General features: G+C 46.8%; 19 protein-coding genes. 5 read left to right on the top strand and 14 right to left on the bottom strand.

The window, feature by feature from the left end:
• Positions 1–24: 24 nt before the first annotated feature.
• Positions 25–1,524 (bottom strand): Na+/H+ antiporter NhaC, encoded by a 1,500-nt coding sequence (gene nhaC / locus AB3R30_RS10980; RefSeq protein ID WP_458649222.1) that lies wholly within the window; start codon positions 1,522–1,524, stop codon positions 25–27.
• Between the two features lie 255 nt (positions 1,525–1,779).
• Between nhaC and AB3R30_RS10975 the strand changes: the two genes are divergently transcribed.
• Complete coding sequence (locus tag AB3R30_RS10975) at positions 1,780–1,926, top strand: hypothetical protein (protein WP_458649221.1); 147 nt, start codon at positions 1,780–1,782, stop codon at positions 1,924–1,926.
• A 45-nt stretch (positions 1,927–1,971) separates the two neighbouring features.
• Here the strand turns inward: AB3R30_RS10975 and AB3R30_RS10970 are convergent, their stop codons facing one another.
• A complete protein-coding gene (locus tag AB3R30_RS10970) occupies positions 1,972–2,115 on the bottom strand; it encodes a hypothetical protein (protein WP_458649220.1) in 144 nt (47 codons plus the stop codon).
• 139 nt (positions 2,116–2,254) lie between these two features.
• Here AB3R30_RS10970 and AB3R30_RS10965 point away from each other — a divergent pair, with 139 nt between their 5' ends.
• Complete coding sequence (locus AB3R30_RS10965) at positions 2,255–4,354, top strand: dynamin family protein (protein ID WP_458649219.1); 2,100 nt, start codon at positions 2,255–2,257, stop codon at positions 4,352–4,354.
• Between the two features lie 145 nt (positions 4,355–4,499).
• On the opposite strand, the gene AB3R30_RS10960 is transcribed toward AB3R30_RS10965, so the two are convergent.
• The 3 genes from AB3R30_RS10960 to AB3R30_RS10950 form a co-directional block, all read right to left on the bottom strand.
• The gene (locus AB3R30_RS10960) at positions 4,500–5,309 is read right to left on the bottom strand and encodes a beta-ketoacyl-ACP reductase (RefSeq protein ID WP_458649218.1); all 810 of its coding nucleotides are present in this window, start codon (positions 5,307–5,309) and stop codon (positions 4,500–4,502) included.
• Positions 5,263–6,456, bottom strand: coding sequence for a thiolase family protein (locus tag AB3R30_RS10955; protein WP_458649217.1), 1,194 nt, complete (start codon positions 6,454–6,456; stop codon positions 5,263–5,265). Before AB3R30_RS10955 ends, AB3R30_RS10960 begins: the two co-directional genes overlap by 47 nt.
• 63 nt (positions 6,457–6,519) lie before the next feature.
• Positions 6,520–7,602 (bottom strand): patatin-like phospholipase family protein, encoded by a 1,083-nt coding sequence (locus AB3R30_RS10950; protein WP_458649216.1) that lies wholly within the window; start codon positions 7,600–7,602, stop codon positions 6,520–6,522.
• A 496-nt stretch (positions 7,603–8,098) separates the two neighbouring features.
• Here AB3R30_RS10950 and phaE point away from each other — a divergent pair, with 496 nt between their 5' ends.
• The 3 genes from phaE (at position 8,099) to AB3R30_RS10935 (ending at position 10,654) form a co-directional block, all read left to right on the top strand.
• Positions 8,099–8,815: a class III poly(R)-hydroxyalkanoic acid synthase subunit PhaE gene (gene phaE / locus AB3R30_RS10945; protein ID WP_458649215.1), complete on the top strand. Its 717-nt coding sequence runs from the start codon at positions 8,099–8,101 to the stop codon at positions 8,813–8,815.
• 6 nt (positions 8,816–8,821) lie between these two features.
• Complete coding sequence (gene phaC / locus AB3R30_RS10940; protein ID WP_458649214.1) at positions 8,822–9,925, top strand: class III poly(R)-hydroxyalkanoic acid synthase subunit PhaC; 1,104 nt, start codon at positions 8,822–8,824, stop codon at positions 9,923–9,925.
• A gap of 174 nt (positions 9,926–10,099) precedes the next feature.
• Entirely contained in the window at positions 10,100–10,654 is a 555-nt protein-coding gene (locus AB3R30_RS10935) for an LURP-one-related/scramblase family protein (protein WP_458649213.1), read from the top strand.
• A 101-nt stretch (positions 10,655–10,755) separates the two neighbouring features.
• Here the strand turns inward: AB3R30_RS10935 and AB3R30_RS10930 are convergent, their stop codons facing one another.
• The 9 genes from AB3R30_RS10930 to AB3R30_RS10890 form a co-directional block, all read right to left on the bottom strand.
• The gene (locus AB3R30_RS10930; protein WP_458649212.1) at positions 10,756–11,091 is read right to left on the bottom strand and encodes a hypothetical protein; all 336 of its coding nucleotides are present in this window, start codon (positions 11,089–11,091) and stop codon (positions 10,756–10,758) included.
• A 217-nt stretch (positions 11,092–11,308) separates the two neighbouring features.
• Complete coding sequence (locus tag AB3R30_RS10925) at positions 11,309–12,400, bottom strand: M14 family metallopeptidase (RefSeq protein WP_458649211.1); 1,092 nt, start codon at positions 12,398–12,400, stop codon at positions 11,309–11,311.
• An 84-nt stretch (positions 12,401–12,484) separates the two neighbouring features.
• The gene (locus tag AB3R30_RS10920; RefSeq protein ID WP_458649210.1) at positions 12,485–13,036 is read right to left on the bottom strand and encodes a hypothetical protein; all 552 of its coding nucleotides are present in this window, start codon (positions 13,034–13,036) and stop codon (positions 12,485–12,487) included.
• Positions 13,037–13,069: 33 nt separating this feature from the next.
• Positions 13,070–13,480 (bottom strand): META domain-containing protein, encoded by a 411-nt coding sequence (locus AB3R30_RS10915; protein WP_458649209.1) that lies wholly within the window; start codon positions 13,478–13,480, stop codon positions 13,070–13,072.
• Positions 13,481–13,724: 244 nt separating this feature from the next.
• Positions 13,725–14,612 (bottom strand): META domain-containing protein, encoded by an 888-nt coding sequence (locus AB3R30_RS10910; protein ID WP_458649208.1) that lies wholly within the window; start codon positions 14,610–14,612, stop codon positions 13,725–13,727.
• 106 nt (positions 14,613–14,718) lie between these two features.
• The gene (locus AB3R30_RS10905; RefSeq protein WP_458649272.1) at positions 14,719–14,934 is read right to left on the bottom strand and encodes an META domain-containing protein; all 216 of its coding nucleotides are present in this window, start codon (positions 14,932–14,934) and stop codon (positions 14,719–14,721) included.
• 171 nt (positions 14,935–15,105) lie between these two features.
• The gene (locus tag AB3R30_RS10900) at positions 15,106–16,284 is read right to left on the bottom strand and encodes a transporter substrate-binding domain-containing protein (RefSeq protein WP_458649207.1); all 1,179 of its coding nucleotides are present in this window, start codon (positions 16,282–16,284) and stop codon (positions 15,106–15,108) included.
• 92 nt (positions 16,285–16,376) lie between these two features.
• Complete coding sequence (locus AB3R30_RS10895; RefSeq protein ID WP_458649206.1) at positions 16,377–17,246, bottom strand: SMP-30/gluconolactonase/LRE family protein; 870 nt, start codon at positions 17,244–17,246, stop codon at positions 16,377–16,379.
• 30 nt (positions 17,247–17,276) lie between these two features.
• Positions 17,277–18,755 (bottom strand): alpha-amylase family glycosyl hydrolase, encoded by a 1,479-nt coding sequence (locus AB3R30_RS10890; RefSeq protein ID WP_458649205.1) that lies wholly within the window; start codon positions 18,753–18,755, stop codon positions 17,277–17,279.
• Positions 18,756–18,812: the final 57 nt, after the last annotated feature.

Genomic DNA, 18,812 nt, shown 5'->3' with positions numbered 1-18,812 from the left:
CCTGTCACCTGCTATATAATTTTCTTAAGCGTTGGGAGATGCTTCTGGTTGCTCTTCTGATTGCTCTATGGGCGGCATCCGCGAGATTTTGAAGCCCGTGATTCCGTAAGCAAGCGACAGAATGGGGCTGGCAATGTTGAAGACAGCATAGGGCAAATACAGAAAGGTCGAGATACCCAGCGTGGCAGACATAAAGGCACCGCAAGAGTTCCATGGGACTAAGGGCGACGTTACAGTTCCGGCATCGGCGGCGACCCGTGACAGGTTTTGGGGTTGCAAACCGCGCTTCTGAAACTCAAGGCGAAACATCCGGGCAGGCAACACCAGCGCAATATATTGATCCCCTGCAACAATGTTCAACCCGATCGCTGTTGATACGATAGTCAAATACAAAAGCCCTGTGGTTTTTGCTCGATAAAGTACTGGATTAATCAGTTTAGCAAGCAGCCCAAATTCTTCCATTAGGGTGCCAAAAGTGACTGCACCAATGATAATCCACAGCGTTAGCAACATGCTGTCCATGCCACCGCGTGACAAGAGGCGATCGATATCAGCAATGCCGGAATTTTCTTGATAGCCCGTTGCCATTGCCGCCCAAACCCCTTTGATATAGACCAATGGGGTAGCCAGCGTCGAATCGTTCACAAAGCGAACAACAGCCTGCGGTTGCAAAATCACCGCCATCACGCCTCCTATTAGTGCTGCACTCATAATCGCTAGGGATGCTGGCACTTTGCGAACAGACAGGAAGACTAGAAAGACCATGGGGATCAATGCCAGCGGGGTAATCCAAAAGAGTTGATCCAACTTAGCCAGATCGGTTGCAGTCTCGACATTCGCAACAATGTCTTCCTGGAAGCCCAAAATTGCAAAGACGATCATGGCAATGATAAATGCCGGAACCGATGTCCAAAGCTGGGCGCGAATGTGGGTGTAGATATCTGCCCCTGCTAATTGGGCACTCAAAAGCGTTGTCTCAGAAAGAGGGGAGGTCTTGTCGCCAAAGTAGGCACCTGAAATGACCGCCCCGGCAGTGATGATAGGGGAAACACCAACCAGTGATGCAATGCCGACCAGCCCAACCCCAATCGTTCCACTCGTCGTCCAAGAACTGCCAATGCCTACAGAAACAACAGCACAGACCATCGCAGTTGCGAGATAAAACCAACTCGGTTGCAGGAGTTGAATCCCGTAATGCACTAAGGTTGGAATGGTGCCAGACATATTCCAGGTGCCAATCAACGCTCCCACCGCTAATAAAATAAAAATTGCGCTGACGATAGATGCAACGGCTCTCCCGCCGGAAGCCGCGATCGCACTCCAAGGGTGCCCATTCTTCAGAATGATCACCGCAGCAACCATGGTACTAAGGATCAAGCCGACTTGGGTTGGACCATCGATCGCGCCTAGCCCAAATAGCAGGACGGAGCCTGCGATCAGGAAAATAAGCACCACAAGTGGAATAAGTGCGTCTAAATAGGAGGGTTCTTTAATAGGGCGCGAAGTCGGAGCCTGACTGGACATGGCAGCATCCTCATTTCATAGGTTAACTGAATGGGGGTTCACAGATCATCCTAATACTACGCTGGAAAGATAATCTTGCTTTAACCTACTACATAAAATAGAAAACTTATAATAATCCAATGTTAAATATGATTTTGCACTAGTGATTCAGTGGATGCTAAGGGGATTGAAAAATTAGTCTCGCAAGAGGAACTCCACAGTCATCAACCATTTTTTGTAACCAATTTGTCAAATTGAAAATAGTTTTTAAGTGCCATGTTATCTACTATTTTAATTGCTGGAGCAACTGGAACCGTGGGAGAAGCGGTTGTCCAGCAATTACAGCATCAACAGATTGATTGCCGAGTTGCAGTCCGCCAACCCGATCGCGCCCTCGCATTGTTTGGCGATCGGATTAACTGATCTTCTTCATCACCACTCTGAAGATTTTCGGATAAATTTTCAACTTCATCCCAGTGGAGGACGGCGGGGCGCATAAATGGATCGTGTAGATGGATGATGTCGATCGCAAATTTGCTTTGTATAATAAGAAACAAGCATGGCGTAGAGGTCAAACTGTTGAAAGTCTTGAATGGCAACTGATCCGGTCATTCTGGCTCCAAGGGTTGACCTTGAAGAACTGCGGAAATATTCACCTGGAAATGGCTGGTAGTTGCCCTGGTATCGTGCAAGTTTTTAGACTGCATGACACTTGTTTTGGCATGTCGTATTTCCACCTTAAGGAGTTTCAATGGCTTACAAAGCTGAAAGTTTTATTCATGACCTCGACAAAGTTGCCAAAGCGCGTCAGGAGTTTTCGGGATATTTGAGCGCGATCTCAGACACCTTAACCCAAGCAGAGCAGGTAGGAGAAACTGCTTCCGGCAAGTTAGGGCTAGAAAGTACTGTAGATGATTTGGAATTGGTCAGCCGTAATCTGGGCGAGGGCGTGTTTCGCTTGTTGGTGCTGGGCGACATGAAACGGGGCAAAAGTACGTTCTTGAATGCGCTGATCGGCGAGAACGTGTTACCCACAGATGTCAATCCCTGTACTGCTGTGCTAACCGTCCTTGGCTATGGACAAGACAAGCGCGTCACCGTTCACTTTAAAGATGATCGAGAACCAGAACCGCTAGATTTTGAAACCTTCAAACAGCGGTACACCATTCCGCCCGAAGAAGCAAAGAAACTACAAGAGGAAGGAACATCTGCCTTTCCGAATGTGGCGTATGCAGAAGTGCAGTACCCGCTGACTTTGCTGGAAAAGGGCGTACAAATCATTGATAGTCCGGGGCTAAATGATACTGAACAACGCAACCAGTTGACCTTGGGCTACATCAACAACTGTCATGCGATTTTGTTTGTCCTCAGCGCTACGCAGCCTTTCACCCTAGGCGAACAGCGCTATCTCGAAAATTACATCAAAGATCGGGGATTATCGGTTTTCTTCCTGATCAATCATTGGGATGAAATTCAAAATCGGTTGATTGATCCAGATGATACAACCGCTTTACACGAGGCAGAAGATCGGGTGCGCCAAGTGTTTAGAACCAACCTAACGCCCTACTGCCAGGTGGAAGGCGAAGATCGCTATGACGATCGCGTGTTTGAAATCTCTTCTTTGAATGCCCTACGTCAACGGTTGCGGAATGGTTCCCTCGAAGGCACAGGTTTCTCTGAATTCATCAAAGCACTCAACCACTTTTTGACCAAGGAACGGGCAGTTTCCGAATTGCGCCAAGCAAAGTTAATCGCCCGTCAAGCCTATCGAACCGTACATGAAGCCTGCGATCGCCGGATTCCTCTATTAAGCGAAAACATTCAAGAACTGAGACAAAAGATTCGATCGGTTCAGCCCGAATTTGATCAACTTGTCACCATTCGAGATCAGTTTAAAGATGAAATCCGAATTGTCGGGGAACGTCAGGCAAGCACCAGTGCGACTTCTTTCCGCTCCTATCTGCCAGATCTGGCGACCACCTTTGAAGCTGATTTTGTTCGCTATCAGCCAGAGCTAAAGTTTTTTGACTTTTTGCAAAAGGGCAAGCGCCAGGAGTTTGAAGCCTCTCTGCGGATCGCCTTTGAGAAATATCTACTCGACAAAATCGCTGCTTGGAGCCTGACCGCCCAAAAAGATATGGATGTCGCCTTTCTCGGTTTAGCCAAGAGTGCCACCCAGTATGGCGAAACCTATACTCAAGTCACCGATCGCATGACCGAAAAGCTGACTGGGCAAAAGGTCATGCCCAACGCGAACCTAAGCGCAGAAGATAAATCTCCCCGCTGGGCAAAATGGGCGGTGGGTCTGTATGCGCTAACCACGGGCGATGTGGGTACGATCGCCATGGCGGGAACGGGCGTGTTTAACTGGAAGCAGATTTTGCTGAACTTTGGGGGTGCGATGCTGGCGACCACCCTAGTGTATACCGTCACAGGGATTTTCTTAGGTCCTATCGGTATGGCATTAGCGGGTTTAGGATTGGGCAGTTATTCGGCTGAAATGGCGCGTCGGAAAGTGGTGCTAACCATGCGGGAAGAACTGATCAAGCTGCTGCCTCAAATCGCTCAGGAGCAATCATTCCAGGTTTATCAAGCTGTTAAAGAGTGTTTCGACACTTATCAACAAGAAGTAGTCAAACGGATGAATGAAGATATTCAATCTCGCAAGGCTGAACTGGATGAGCTACTGCGTCAAAAGGAAGACTATGAAATCAATCAACAAGCGGAAGAGCGCCGCCTGAATCTACTGGATAACGATGTGATGACCCAGCTTCATGATGTGGAGGATGCCTATGATCAACTGATTGGGCAATCTGTTGGACAACCGATACTCATGGTCAGTGCGGCATAAATCAATTTGCAGCTTGCGTAAGTAAGGGCGTGGCATTCGGGTAATACGTTGACGACTTTATCGAAGACGAACTACCGAATGCCTCGTCCCTACAGGTATCTGTAAATCAACAAAAAAATTCGGGTGGCTCTTTTTTGCAAGATTTCTAAGTGTTGTGCCCACCATTGACTTGGAGAACCGTGCCCGTGACGAAGCTGCTTGCGATCGGAGATAGCAAAAATGCGACTGCCCAGGCAACTTCTTCAGGCTTGCCAAAGCGTCGGAATGGAATCTCGGCAATGATCTTTTCTTTGACTTTATCGGGAATTGCCCCTGTCATCTCTGTCTCAATAAAGCCCGGTGCTACAGCATTTGCCCGAACACCATATCGTGCCCCTTCTAATGCCAATGATTTTGTCAACCCGATCGCCCCAGCCTTCGATGCGGCGTAACTCGTCTGTCCAATGTTGCCGCGTTCACCCGAAATCGAACTGATACAGACGATCGCGCCTTCTCGCCGTTCATACATCCCAGGAATCACAGGTTTTAGCGTGTTGTAGATTCCCTTTAAGTTCGTGTCGATGACTGCATCCCAATCCTCGATCGCCAGCTTTGGAAAAAAGTTATCGCGCGTAATTCCAGCATTTGCGACTACGCCATAAATCGATCCGAGCTTCTGTTCTACGATTTCTACGGCTGCTACCATCGCGCTTGGATCAGTGACATCGGCTTGAATCGCTAGAGTTTCATCCTGTACAGTGCGCTCACTACGATAGGTATAAGCAACTTGATTTCCCAGTTCTTTTAACAGGCTGACGATCGCGGCTCCAATTCCACGATTGCCGCCCGTCACTAAAACAACTTTATTTTCTAATCCCAAAAGGTTCATAAAGTAATCGATATTGAATATGACAAAATCAATGTCTGTTTTACTGCAACCGCTCGATCGCGATCGCCGTGCCGCCACCCGTGCCATGACAAACCGCTGCCAGACCTAGATGTCCGTTTCTTTCCTGTAACGCATTCAGCAATGTCACCAGAATTCGCGCCCCAGAAGCTCCAATTGGATGCCCCAAGGCGATCGCGCCTCCATAGACATTCAGTTTGTCGTAAGGAATACCGAGGTTGCGATTAAATAAAACACTGCTGAGCGCGAAAGCTTCATTATTCTCGAACAGATCAAAATCAGCGACTTTCATGTTTAACTTATCTAACAGTTTTTTGACTGCGTAGATCGGAACTTCTGGATAACGCCAGGTTTCTCCACCTGCCCATGCTCCTTTCATAATCCGAGCAATCGGCTTCAGCCCGTGTTCTGCAACTGCCTTTGGGCTTGCCAACACTAGAGCCGCTGCTCCATCGGATATCTGGCTACTATTGCCAGCCGTGAATATTCCATCCGGCTTAAATGCAGTTTTGAGCGCAGCCAGCTTATCAATAGTGGTATCAAACCGGATGCCTTCATCCTTTTCGATTAACTGCATTCCTTTCTTACCCTGGATCTCAATCGGCACAATTTCTTTGTTTAAGAACCCTTGTTGAGTCGCATCGCTTGCCCGTTCCTGAGAATATAGAGCGACTTCATCTAAGTCGCTTCGGGTAATTCCGTAGGCTTCTGCTAATCGCTCTGCCTGATCTCCCATCTTTTCATTAGTGGTGGGATCGGAAAGACCATCAGCGACTAAAAGATCGATGATTTGTTCTGGGGCATTCAGCAATAGTTTACAGCCCCATCTCATCCGATGAGACAGCAGCATTCCGCTTTGAGACATTGATTCCATGCCGCCTGCTAGCACGATATCGGCTTCTCCCGCCGCGATCGCCGTTGCACCACTGATCACGCTCATCATCCCAGATGAACACACCATATCCACGGCATATCCATTAGCGGTTTCTGGAATCCCCGCCTTCAATGCAGCCTGACGGGGTAATAGCTGCCCATGACCTGCCCGGAGAACATTGCCAAAAATGTATAAGTCGATCAATTCTCCAGGGATTCCGGCTCGTTCCAGCGCAGCACGCATGGCGATCGCACCCAAATCAACCGGAGAAATATCTGCCAGGACTCCTCCAAAGCGACCGAGAGGGGTGCGGACTGCTGCGATAATATAGGCTTCTTGCATAATCACTCCTCTTTAGTTATGGATTATGGAATTATTGGTATTAATCTGATGTGAAAGTTACAGCTATACGTTCAATCGATCTTCTAAAAACTTTTTCGCTTGTTCTTGACCATCTTGAATCAACTCATTGATAATGTCAGGGCTGCGATCAAGTTTGCTCTCATAGTTGAGGTTTTTCTGCAAGTTAGGAGACATTTCGATGAAGGGAATGTAGTAAGGTTTGTCTGGTTTATCAATAAATGATCGGGGAATTTTGATTGGCTCGTGAATCCCTACTTCCTGAAGAAACTCATCTTTATAGGCTCCTCTCAATAGCAAATCGTTGAGCCGTTCAATACTTTGCAGGCTTTGGAATAGAGAAACATTGCCTTCCAATTCATTACGGCGATCCAAAATATCATCTGGTGCTACAGGAATTGAATCTCTGCGGGTCGGATTCAACTTGATCACCCAAATCTCTTGAGGGATATTGTCAGCAGTCACATATGCGGCGTCGATCAATTCAGTGATGGGGGGATTATCTGAAAATATCCCATCCCAATAAGCATCATCGCCAATTTCAACCGCTGGAAAAACATTGGGAATCGCACAGGATGCCAGAATATGTTCAACCTTAATCGGTTCACGAGCAGAGTCAAACATCCACAGCTTTCCGGTGAGAATGTTAACCGCACCCATAATCAGCACTGGAGACTCTGGTTGCGCCCCCCAAGAGGCGGTTTCTTGGAAATCAATGTGAGCTTCTAGGAGTTCCTGAAAGTTGGTAAATCGGCTCCGCAAACCCATCGTTGCAAAAGACATCCACTGCTTCAGCTTTGGGGATGCAGGACTGGTATTGAACTGAGGCAAGATACCTTTGCTGGTATATTCCAGAGTTTTGATGGTGAAATTATTAAACAAACGTTCTTGGGTGGTTTGGGCGGTATTGTCCTGCCAAAATTCAAGCAATCGTCGAACGGGATTCTCGCCTTTTTTCATGGCATACCAGACTAGAGCCGCGCCGAGCGCACCGCCTGAAGTTCCGCTTAAGCTGACGATCTCGTACTTGTCTTGAACATTGTTCTCAAACAGGGCTTGCAACGCACCAGCGGTAAAAGCAGCGTGGCTGCCGCCTCCCTGACACGCGATCGCAATCTTGGTTTTCATGAAAATCCTTGACAGAGTTAGTGCTGACTATACGTGAATCCGAACGAATTCAAAAGCATCTAAGATTACATTGAGCTTTCATTTTCATTGCTAAATTAGGTTTAGTTGAGTGACATCTGTGATAATTCGGAAAAGCCTATAGAGTCAATACAGCAACTTAAACGTTAATCTAAAGCATAAACATAGGAAACTTATAGGAAGACTAGATAAGTGATAAGTAAACTGCCTACTCTTTCTTTAGTTCATCTATGAATAATGAGAGTTTAACTATTAGCAAGGTTTTAAGTGTATTCCAAGCTACCAAAAATGCAGCGATTCAAGGCTTTATAGTGAGCGTGTAGTCAGTGCTTTAGTGATGCTCAATAGGCACAAATTATAAGTTGAGCATCATCGCAACTCAACTCTAAACGTCGTACAATTAATAGATAAATTTAAATATTTATGTTCAATTTTATTTGATCTATCATTTTTTATGGTGTATTGAAAGGATCAAAAAATGGCAAATGCTTGGCAAGATTTTTTCCCGAAATTTGAACCTGGTGAGGATTGGCAACAAGCCCTAAATCAAACATTTAACCACCTATGGGGCAAGGCGCTGGAGGCATCAATTGACTCACTTAGCAAAACGGCAATTAGCACGAGCAAACCCTGGATCACACTCAATCATCTCTACTGGAACTTGATATATGAGAAAACTCTAGGTCAGTTAACACAAATGCCCCTGTTGGGTCCTAGTCGTGAGTTTAATCACACGTTGATGCAGGCATTTGATGCTTGGGCAAAACTCTATCCAACGAACACAGACTATCAGTTGGTGATGGCTGAGATCCACATGCAGTCCTTGGCGGAACTGATACGAGAGTTAAACTCGCTAGCGGCAAAGGGCGAAAAAGTTGAGGATTGGCAGCAGTTCCAGCAATTGTGGAGTCGTATTGCTGACCGGGTATTTGAGCAAGCATTCTGTTTGGAAGACAACCTTAAGGTCAGAGGCAGGCTCTTGAATGCGACCAATTACTATAAACTTCGTCAGCAAGAACTGATGGAACTGTGGATGAAAAGCCTCAATCTGCCGACCCGCAGCGAAGTCGATGAAGTCCACAAGAATATCTACGAGTTGCGAAAAGAAGTTAAAACCCTGAAAAAGACATTAACTCAACACGAAGTTCAAGCGCAAGCCTACCTGTCCGAGTCAAAAGGACTACCCCCTCATTAGAAAACTATGCTGCCATTTCTGACGATGCCCATGCGGTTTGAGGATGCGGTTGAAAAGTATGCTGCGATCGCCCAAAAGATGGTCAATGGCATAGAAAATTTGAGCCACTTGCGGGAAGATGACATTAAAATTGGGGTTACCACCAAGGAGTCGGTCTATCGCGAGGACAAAATCGTTCTCTATCGCTTTCAGCCGTTAGTAGAGCAACCCTTAAATACTCCTGTTTTAATTGTTTATGCGTTGATCAATCGTCCCTTCATGGTTGATCTTCAGGCAGGGCGATCGCTCGTTGCGAATTTACTCAAGTTAGGGTTAGATGTTTACCTGATTGATTGGGGCTACCCTACTCGTGCAGACCGATGGACTAGTCTAGACGACTATATTAATGGCTATATCAATAACTGTGTTGATTTCATTAGCACGAAGCACAGTTTAGCCAAAATCAACCTCCTCGGAATTTGTCAGGGCGGCACCTTTAGCCTTTGCTATAGCGCCATTTATCCCGAAAAAGTGAAAAACCTGATTACGATGGTAACTCCGGTCGATTTTCAACGCAACCATGCGCTGTTGAATATGCAAGGAGGCTGCACACTTGGGGCAGAGGCGATCGATATCGATTTGATGGTGGATGCATCGGGTAATATTCCAGGTGATTATCTCAATATTGAGTTTTTGATGCTAAAGCCTTGGCAGCTAGGAGTTTTGAAATATCTAGATTTTCCAGAAATCATGGACAATGAAGATAAACTGCTGAATTTTTTGCGGATGGAAAAGTGGATCTTTGACAGCCCAGATCAAACGGGCGAAGCCTACCGACAGTTTCTTAAGGATTTCTATCAAGGCAATAAGCTGATCAAGGGTGAAGTGATGATCGGAGATAGGCAAGTTGATTTAAGAAATATCTGTGCGCCTGTTTTGAATCTATATGCAGAAAAAGATCACTTAGTCACGCCTGCGTCTTCTTTAGCGTTGGAACAGTATATTGGTACAACGGATTATACGGTGAGATCCTTTCCGGTCGGGCATGTTGGCATGTATGTGAGCAGTAAGGTACAAAAAGATTTACCAACCGCGATCGCAGAATGGCTTCAGGAGCGTACTGAAATATAAACTGAGGTTAGTAGTTTAGTAACTTGACAGCCATTATATTTTTTAGATAGGGTAAAATAGATAGATAGGGTAAAATAGAAAGCGCTAATCTAATGGCATTTCAGATTCTTATCCAGTGAAGTAGTGAATTAACTATAGAGTGCTTAACTTGCCGAACTTAAAGGAACTAAAGTTATGTTTGATCGAGCTAAAGAGCGGCGTGATCAGCGGCGTGAAGAACGTGAAGTATTTGGCATTCGTGGAACAGCAACCCGTTATAGAATGCGGCAAAGTTTAATCTCGATTGGCGATGATTTTTGGATTGAGAATGAGCGCGGTGAGCGCACCTTTAAAGTAGATGGCAAAATGCTGCGTGTGCGCGACACTCTTTACTTTGAAGATATGCAAGGGAATAAGGTATGCAAACTTCAGCAGAAACTGTTACGCATTAGGGACACGATGACGATTGAAGGGGAAGATGGCGAGAGTTTAGCCACCGTTAAGAAGGCGTTGATTGCACCACTGCGCGATCGCTGGACAGTAAAGGTGGGTGACGCTCCCGATCTAGAGGTAAAGGGCAATTTGCTGGACTATGAATATGAGATTGGCGATGGCGATCGCAAGATTGCGGAGGTATCGAAGAAGTGGTTTCGGATTACCGACACCTATGGTGTGCAGATCGAGCCATCTCAAAATGATATCTTGATTCTAGCGGTGACGGTTGCGATTGATATGATGTCGCATGGCTAGAAACATCACTGATTTTAGAGATTGACGTAGATAAAGACAGTAACAAAAAGAGGGTGCTGATATAGAGTATCCTCTTTTGGATTTATTATCTTGCCGACTGTTTAGCTAGCCGTAACCTTTGATGCCATTTTCTGCGTTGTTTTGAAATAGTCATCCCAAAATTGCTTCTGAGTTTCTATTGTTAATCGGGCTGTTACCTGTTGAGCGTTGATCACAGCGTTGATCAGTTCTCGCTGAAAATTCATCGTTTTCTCAAAGCTTTCAGTAGGATTTGTCTGAGTCATTCCTTGAGGAAGGCTTTGAGTCCAAGTTTCAGCTAGCTTCTTCTGCGACTCCTCCAACTCTTTTTGGGATTCCTTCCAGAGTTCAGTAAACTTTTTCTGCGACTCATTTAGTTGTGCTTGATTATCTGCAAAGTAATTACTAGTAGCAACCATTGAACCTTTACCTCCAGTATTTGAAATATTTTAAGGTGAATCTTTTTCGATTAACTCTCTCCAACTTCTCACATCTTACAGAACGTTTCAGTTAAAAACAAGATTCAATCTAGTGGATTCAATCTAGCGCAAAGCGCGATCGCACTCTATTGATTTCTGCGCCATCCATAACTCAAAATAAATAGATTGAATGACGGAATATCTCAACATCAATATCTTAATAGTCATCTCCAGGCTCATGAGAGGTCTCAGGGTCGGGTTTCAAGTCTGCACTGTCGTACAAAATCTGCATTACTCGTGAACCGGGTTCGCTCAATGCATCTCGTGCGATCGTCGCCACTTCACCTGTCACAGTTGCCGTATATTCAGCCACGATATCGCCAAAGGAATTGCGCTGGATCGCGACTTTTTGACCCGATGTTACCTTGTCTTTCAGGTCAACTAACAACTCGATGTAACCGCCAGATGTCGAACGAATCGTTTCAAACGTATCACCAAAGAAGGTTCCAGCTTCCTTTGATGTGCGATCTATCGTTCCGTCAATCACCTTATAGTGCTTGAACACATTCATACTACCTTCGACTGCCATGGCGATTTTCTGCATATCATAGCTGCGCGCACCGCCGATCTCAATCGTCATCACTGGGACATTTGCTTTAACGAACGCCATTTCCAACGTTCCGTTCTCGCCGGGATCGTTCTTGATTTGCTCAATTGGAAATAGCTCCGCGATCTGCCGAATCTCCGGCTGGCGAAGGTCAGCAAAAATAAACATTGTAAAATCGCCGCCTGTTGCTCCTGTGTGATAATCGAGCGCCACATCAACATTGTGCTTGAATAGCCGATTCCACAGGATACCAGCATGACGAGTGGGTGCATTGGTGCCCATTTCATCACCGGGCCACACGCGATTTAAGTCAATCAAGCTGCCGCCACTTTGAGCCGTGGGCCACATCCGCTGGGTATACTCTTTTGCGGGGCGGGAGAGATCGTAAACCGCGATCGCCGTCCCTGCCATTTTCGCGGGATCGAGATTCGCCATAATCCGCTGTACAGCGTTCACCGGACTCAATTCATCGCCATGCACACCAGCGGTTAATGAAATGCGCTTCCCCTCGCGATCGCCCTTCGCCACCACAATCGGCACATACCAATGTTGACCCGTGCCCATCTGCACACCCTGGAAGAAAAAGCGATATTTCTTGCCCGGTTCAAGATCATTGACATTGAGATAGCTAATAACTGCCGTACCCTGAATTGTGTCACCCGTGTAGACCGTAGCCGATTCAGCCGAAATTGATTGGTTCACAAGACCCATCCTCACAACAAAAGTATATTCGGATTAAAGTCCCTCTCCTACTCTGGGAGAGGGATTTAGGGTGAGGGCTATGCGTTAAAGACAACCCGCCACTGCTACCGTATATCTAGCACCCACGGATTGAAGTCCACCAATATTAGTATTCACTTGAAAGGGTTGCAGATCGCTTCGAGGCGACGTGTCAACCACTACGACCTTATTTGCGGTAAATCGCCGCCCTCGCTCTCTATAAAACTGATCAATCGATTCATCAGGATATTTCAACGTCATATTGACACTGTATTCTGCGTCGGTATGAGGCATGAAAACGACCCGATAAGTTCTGAAAGCTTGACCGCTCGGAACAAACCAATCAGTATTCCAATTATTCCGCACCCCAACACTAGGAAGTGGACCCGGTATCGGCACTCTCAGCCCTGGCACAGAGGCGGTTTTTGTGACTGTACTGCCCTCTCCGCCCACTAGCGGCAGCGGTCTACAGTTAGTTGGCAAAGGGGGTAAAGGGGCATCTTTCTGTTCAGCCGTAGCAGGCGCTTTAGTCTGCGTTGCTGCGGGTTGTGCTTGAACTAAGACACTAAAACTAAAGGGTAAGGTGAGAAGCCCAATGACAGAAAAACGCCTAGACATATCATTCAACCTTTATCTACTTTAATAGTACCTCTACCATAATCCTCGGACAGTTTGAGAGACAAAGCGCAAAACGCCTATTCCCTGCTCGGTTTTGTAAAAGATCTGTAGTCCCTGATCATTCACTTCATAGCGCTGTGCGGTTTGTAATGCCTTCAGGAACCTAGCTTCCTGAGTCATCACCCCCTCTTCACAGGCTTTGCGAGTGCTGGCAAGAGGATCGATAGTCAACTGATTGCCTTTAGTTTTGAACCCACCATTAAAACGGTTGCAGCCACCCGAACCCGTGACGCGATCGCCCGAAAAGTCTGCGGTGATGTCTGTTGAGGGTAACATCGGAGTTGGAAACGGCGGCTCGGTCATGTTTGCCAATCGCCAACTGCCAGTTAGCGCTGAAGATTGAGCGATTTGCCGAGGCATTTTTTCTAATGAATCCTGTGCCATTACAGAGCTTGTGGTGGTTACTCCAATAGAACCAATGATGAGAGTCACGATGCAACTAGTGAGTGAGTTGAACGAAATTTTATAGTTCATTTGATGTCCTGAGATTACTATTTTCTAGGTTAAGCTCATTGATATGTCTGTTGATTGGGTGTGTAGAACCGATACAAGAAATGATCTACATCCCCAATCAAATGCTAAAAACTACGCGATCGCCGCTATCAGGCTGGTTCTTACTCTCCTAAAACTATCTGACACCCTGAAATCGAGTCGTTGTAGACTTGATAGCCATATCACAATAGCTGGAGACGACGCGCGAGTCGAGAACCTCAATCCGGCAACTACCAATTGCGGGCAATGCATTATTCAAGGTGGCGGAAGAGGCAAGGTTTCGGACTCTGCCAGTCAAGATAAAGCCATTACGAAGGGTTTGTGTCCGAGTTTCAGTGCCACCATATTCCATTTTTAATCCAAGCAGGGAAGGCGTTTCCAGCCTAAACGTAAAATTATTTCCCATACGGGTTAAGGTTGCGTTCGTCTGCCGCCCTTGGGTAAAGATGGAGCCTGATGCAATGCCTCTGTTCTGATAGGTGCGTCCTCTGGGGGGAGGCGTGGGAGTAGGAGTAGGAATGGGGGTTGGCGTGGGGGTCGCTTGGGAAGTAAACCGGAGGACGGCGGTGCCTTGAGGTGTTCTATAGTTAATTTGCAATCCGTCGCGATTGACTTGATAGCGTTGTGCTGCTTGTAAGGCTGTGAGGAATGTAGATTCCTGCGTCATAACGCCCGCTTCACAAGCCATAAAGGTGGTGGCAAGGGTGCCGATGCTCAGTTGATTTCCCTGGGCTGTTCTGTAAGTTCCATTAAAACGATTACATCCTCCTGAACCCGTAATCCGACCTGCTGAAAATTCTACGGTCTGTTCAGTTGAGGGCAACATCGGCATAGGAGAGCCGGGCTGAGTCATATTTGCTAAGCGCCAACTGCCTTGAATTGCGCCGGATTGGGCAACGAGGACTGAGGGTTTTGCTGCGGAGTTCTGCGCTAGTATAGGATTTGCGATCGCCACTCCCACTGAGCCAACAACGAGAGTCACGATGCAGCCAGTGAGTAGATTAAACGAAATTTTAGGGTTCATTTTTTGTACCGAAATTACTACTTTTTGAATCAAACTGATTGATGTTTCTAATATCTCTTACCATAAGCGCCTGACAGTTTGAGAGGTAAAATGTTTTTAATGCCTTTTACCATAAGCCTCTGACGGTTTGAGAGGTAAAGCGTAAAATCCCCGACTCTTGAGCGGTTTTATAAAAGATCTGTAATCCCTGATTGTCTACTTCATACCGCTGCGCGCCCTGTAATACTTTCAGATATTGGAACTCTTGATCCATAGATTGTTCGCAAGCCCTTCCAGTAGAGGCAAGGGCACCAATACTTAATTGACTCTCTTCGGTGGTGATGAAATAAAGACTTCCAGTTCATCCCACACACCAAAACAACAGATCTTGTATCAAGCTACTCTATAAAAATAAGAAACTTATAGGACTGATTCCATTTGCGGATCTAAACTCATGCGATCGCTTTGTTCTATCTAAAAATGATGCGTTACGCTGCGCTCAAGACATCCTACTCTAACCTTGAGACCTAACCCCAAACCACTTTCGGTAAATCTTCCCATAGGTGCCGTTTTCCTTGAGGGTCAAAATGGCTTGATTGATCGGTTTACGGTAAGGGCTATTTTTCGGCATGACGATCGAATAAAACTGTTCTCGAAAGGGTATTCCTACAATCTGAACTTTGCCTTGCCCTTCATGGGCAGCGTGGTAAAGCAGTAATGGGCCGGGCGCAACGACGGCATCCACTTTTTTAGCCAGCAGTGCTTCATAAGCAGATTCAGGCTGAGAGAACTCAATCACTTGTTGAAGGTTTTGTCTCTGCAAATAATCGATCGCTTCGGGGTCTGCAATCACGGCAACTGGACGGTCTTGTAAATCGACTAATCCTTGAATATTACTTTGAAGTTCTTGAACCGTTAATTCGGCAGTAATGATCGCTGTGAAATAGGTGATGAAGATAATGCCAACAAACACCCAAAATAACGCTACGATTCTTGCTACAGTTCCTTTCGGCATGTCCTCCGCCTGCCCGACTAGAGCCAAGAGTGTCCACCAAAGCGCTTGGAAGATGCCGGGTATGTAAGATGGATTATCAATCAATTCTGGATTGTTGCGTTCAAAATACCAGAGGATATGTACTGGAATCAGCATCAATAGGGCAACAATACCAAATAACCGGAGAAGACTTGGATCAAGCAGTCTTTGCAAAACTCCTCGTTCTGCGTTTCTAGATTGTTCACCCTCAGCCAGCACCATAATTTGCAACTCACTGGAGAGAACTGGATAGGAGAAATCGAATTCCTGTTCTCGTTGTTTGGTGATGGCGATCGCGGCAATGCCTAAATCAGCCTGCCCCAACCGAACCGCATTCAGAATTTCAGGTATATCTGAATAGGTTTTTAGATCTGCCTTGCGCTGCAATTGTTCTAAAATATTCCGTCCAATATCTACACTAAATCCAACGATTTTCTCATTTTCTTTAAAGACATCGGGGCGAATCAAGCGGGTAGCAATTCGCAGCGGTGGAGCAGGGCTTGAGAGAGAAGTCGGCGGAGATTGCGTGTAGGCAGGGAATACAGCTAGCACCAACAGCAGAAAAAGTGTGGCTCCGATGCTGTGCCCTAGTGTTGAATGCGATGGAGGGCGATCGCCTTGATTGATCAACCCAGAAGTTAGAGAACGCTTAATTTTCACGATCTATTGAAGCGAAACAGTCAGATAATCTGTGTGTAGAAATACCTTATCAGATTGTCGCATTTCAATAGATTGAGTCCTTACACAACCCATTAACCCAAAAAATGGTGGGTTGGCAACCCGATCGCTGGGGTAGGTAAACAAAATAGATCTCCGGCAAAGAAACCCTGTTGAATTTCTTTCTGGCTCAACCCCACGGATGCCGAGGTGATATACAAATCCGTCAGATGAGTGCCTCCGAAAGTAACACAGGTTGGGCGTTGAACCGATACTTTGACTCGCGAAATTTCCTGACCGTTGGGATTAAAGCAAGCAATGCACCAGCCATTCCAAAGGGCAGACCAAATATTTCCTTGCCCGTCGATCGCCAGCCCATCGGGTTCGGCAATTTCATCACTCAGGTCAATCAATACCCGGCGATCGTGAATGCTTCCTGTTTCTGCCTCAAAGTCATAGGCATAAATTTTACGTTGGGCAGAGTCGGTTAAATAAAACGTTGCGCCATCGGGACTCCAGCCTAATCCATTGGAAATAGTTAGCCCCGTTTCCATCGTATGCAGGGAACCGTCTGGATCATAGCGATAGAGTTCTGCTTGCCCTTGCTCCTCGCTAATAGAACCAATCCAAAAGCGCCCTTGAGCATCACATTTGCCATCATTGAAGCGAGTATTTTCATAGGGAAACTCAATGGAGTGGATGGTGGTCACTTCGCCTGTGGCGGTGTTGAGAAATGCCAGACGATCGCGTAGCGCCAACAGCAAGCGATCGTGTCCAGCTAGGGCGATCGCGCTCACCAAATTACCGACATCAAAGTAGCGATCATCCCCAGTGGCAGGGTCGAACTGGTGAACGCGATGATTGTGGATATCCACCCAAAAAAGTTGCTGAATAGCCACATCCCAAACAGGTCCCTCACCTAATCGGGCACGGGCTGTGAACACATTTTGAACCGATGAATTCATAAGATCATTACCCCATTTTTCAGAGATTACTTAAACAGATTGCTGGATATCAAAGACGTGGTATCCCCATCTCGGCAGATCGAAATATAGACCTGAAATCAGGCGATCGCCGGGACGCTGATAAACAATGGGACTCATTAAATCTTTGAGAGAGTAGATTTTGTCGGCTAAATCAGGATAGGGCAACGTGATGTAACACTGGCTCGGATGAGGCGCATAGTTGACGAGGATCAACAATCGTTGGTTTTCAGCCCCTTCCCAGGTGAAACCAATAAAATCATTTGAGGTTTGGTTATCATTCCAGGCAGGAGTGCAGGTGAGCAGTTGCCAGGTGCCCGATCTCAAAGCTGGCAGCCGCAGACAGGCTAACAGTTTGCGATAAAAGGTGTGGAGTTCTGGGTCAATCGGTTCGGTGGGTCCGCGCTGGAGATGCACTGAAATTTTATGCTTCCAGCCTTCAAGCTGCCCGTGGTGAAAAAAGCGCAAACCGGGGCTGAGAAAGGTGAGAATGGCGGCGGCACGATGTACCTCGGTTGGAAAGGTTCCGGCGGCGCGGGCTTCGTCGTGGTTTTCCAGAAACCGAGCAGATTGGGTCTGATAGTCTAAGTCTGCCCAGAAGTGTTCGCGCACGGGCTGAGCGTGTTGTTCGAGCAGGCGATCGTAAAGCCGCTTGTCATAGGTGTAGTCGAACCCGCACTGTTGCAGCGATCGCTCCAGATCCCAGTAGACTTCTGCCATGAACACAAAGCTGGGATGCTGGTGTTGCACTTTTTGAATCGCAGGTTGCCAGAAAGGTTCGGTTGCCATGCCCCAAACTGCCTCAAAAATCTCTGGCAGCATCAGCATCGCCATATCGCAGCGCACACCGTCGCACAATCCGGCAATGGTGAGCAACTCGCCCAGCATGGCAGCTTGAAGCGCGGGATTTCCGTAGTTCAGTTGTAGCGTGTCAGACCAACCGGAAAAGTAGGGATCGCGTCCATAGGCAAAAATAGTCTCACCAGTCGGTAGGGGCATCCGGCAGTAGTTTTGCGGTTCTTTCGCCAGCAATTCCTCGGTTCCCTGGACAAAAAAATCAGGATGAGTTTGTACCCAGTCATGATCAGGAGCCATATGATTTGGCACAAAATCTAGCATCAGTTTGAGTCCGCGCTGATGCAGGCGATCGCGCAGCCGTTCCATTGCCCCGTTGCCCCCCATGCGATCGCTGACAACGTAATCCTGGATGGAAAAACAAGAGCCGCACACATCGTCATCGCACAAGTCAACCAGCAGTTGCCGATAGTCTTCTAGCCACACCCGATTGGATAGAGAGATGGTGCGCCCTGCCTCTCCCATCTGCCACACTCCTAGGAAATAAACCCAATCAAACCCTAAACTGGCGATTTCATCGAGGGCGGCATCGGGAATATCGTCTAGGGTTGCTGGACGGTTCAGTTGTTTAGAGAGCAACTGTATCCAAACACGGGTGTTGACTTGATAAAGTGTGGGATAAGTCGATGTTGGCATACTCGGAACCTCTAAGTATGTTAGTGCCCCGGCAATGTTTGGGCGAACACATTTTTG

Origin of the sequence: Sivoneniella epilithica UHCC 1019, assembly GCF_040830845.1 — a bacterium.
GTDB lineage: Bacteria > Cyanobacteriota > Cyanobacteriia > Leptolyngbyales > Leptolyngbyaceae > ULC077BIN1.
Note: the sequence above shows the minus strand (reverse complement) of the source record. Positions and strands in the feature narration are given on the sequence as shown.

Bases quoted from the DNA above. Each gene is read 5' to 3' on its own strand.
- AB3R30_RS10895 (WP_458649206.1), bottom strand. From the start codon at position 17,246: ATGAATTCATCGGTTCAAAATGTGTTCACAGCCCGTGCCCGATTAGGT.
- AB3R30_RS10955 (WP_458649217.1), bottom strand. From the start codon at position 6,456: ATGCAAGAAGCCTATATTATCGCAGCAGTCCGCACCCCTCTCGGTCGC.
- AB3R30_RS10965 (WP_458649219.1), top strand. From the start codon at position 2,255: ATGGCTTACAAAGCTGAAAGTTTTATTCATGACCTCGACAAAGTTGCC.
- AB3R30_RS10935 (WP_458649213.1), top strand. From the start codon at position 10,100: ATGTTTGATCGAGCTAAAGAGCGGCGTGATCAGCGGCGTGAAGAACGT.
- AB3R30_RS10915 (WP_458649209.1), bottom strand. From the start codon at position 13,480: ATGGCACAGGATTCATTAGAAAAAATGCCTCGGCAAATCGCTCAATCT.
- AB3R30_RS10890 (WP_458649205.1), bottom strand. From the start codon at position 18,755: ATGCCAACATCGACTTATCCCACACTTTATCAAGTCAACACCCGTGTT.
- AB3R30_RS10975 (WP_458649221.1), top strand. From the start codon at position 1,780: ATGTTATCTACTATTTTAATTGCTGGAGCAACTGGAACCGTGGGAGAA.
- phaC (WP_458649214.1), top strand. From the start codon at position 8,822: ATGCTGCCATTTCTGACGATGCCCATGCGGTTTGAGGATGCGGTTGAA.
- AB3R30_RS10930 (WP_458649212.1), bottom strand. From the start codon at position 11,091: ATGGTTGCTACTAGTAATTACTTTGCAGATAATCAAGCACAACTAAAT.
- nhaC (WP_458649222.1), bottom strand. From the start codon at position 1,524: ATGTCCAGTCAGGCTCCGACTTCGCGCCCTATTAAAGAACCCTCCTAT.
- AB3R30_RS10970 (WP_458649220.1), bottom strand. From the start codon at position 2,115: ATGACCGGATCAGTTGCCATTCAAGACTTTCAACAGTTTGACCTCTAC.
- AB3R30_RS10960 (WP_458649218.1), bottom strand. From the start codon at position 5,309: ATGGCACGGGTGGCGGCACGGCGATCGCGATCGAGCGGTTGCAGTAAA.
- phaE (WP_458649215.1), top strand. From the start codon at position 8,099: ATGGCAAATGCTTGGCAAGATTTTTTCCCGAAATTTGAACCTGGTGAG.
- AB3R30_RS10950 (WP_458649216.1), bottom strand. From the start codon at position 7,602: ATGAAAACCAAGATTGCGATCGCGTGTCAGGGAGGCGGCAGCCACGCT.
- AB3R30_RS10910 (WP_458649208.1), bottom strand. From the start codon at position 14,612: ATGAACCCTAAAATTTCGTTTAATCTACTCACTGGCTGCATCGTGACT.
- AB3R30_RS10920 (WP_458649210.1), bottom strand. From the start codon at position 13,036: ATGTCTAGGCGTTTTTCTGTCATTGGGCTTCTCACCTTACCCTTTAGT.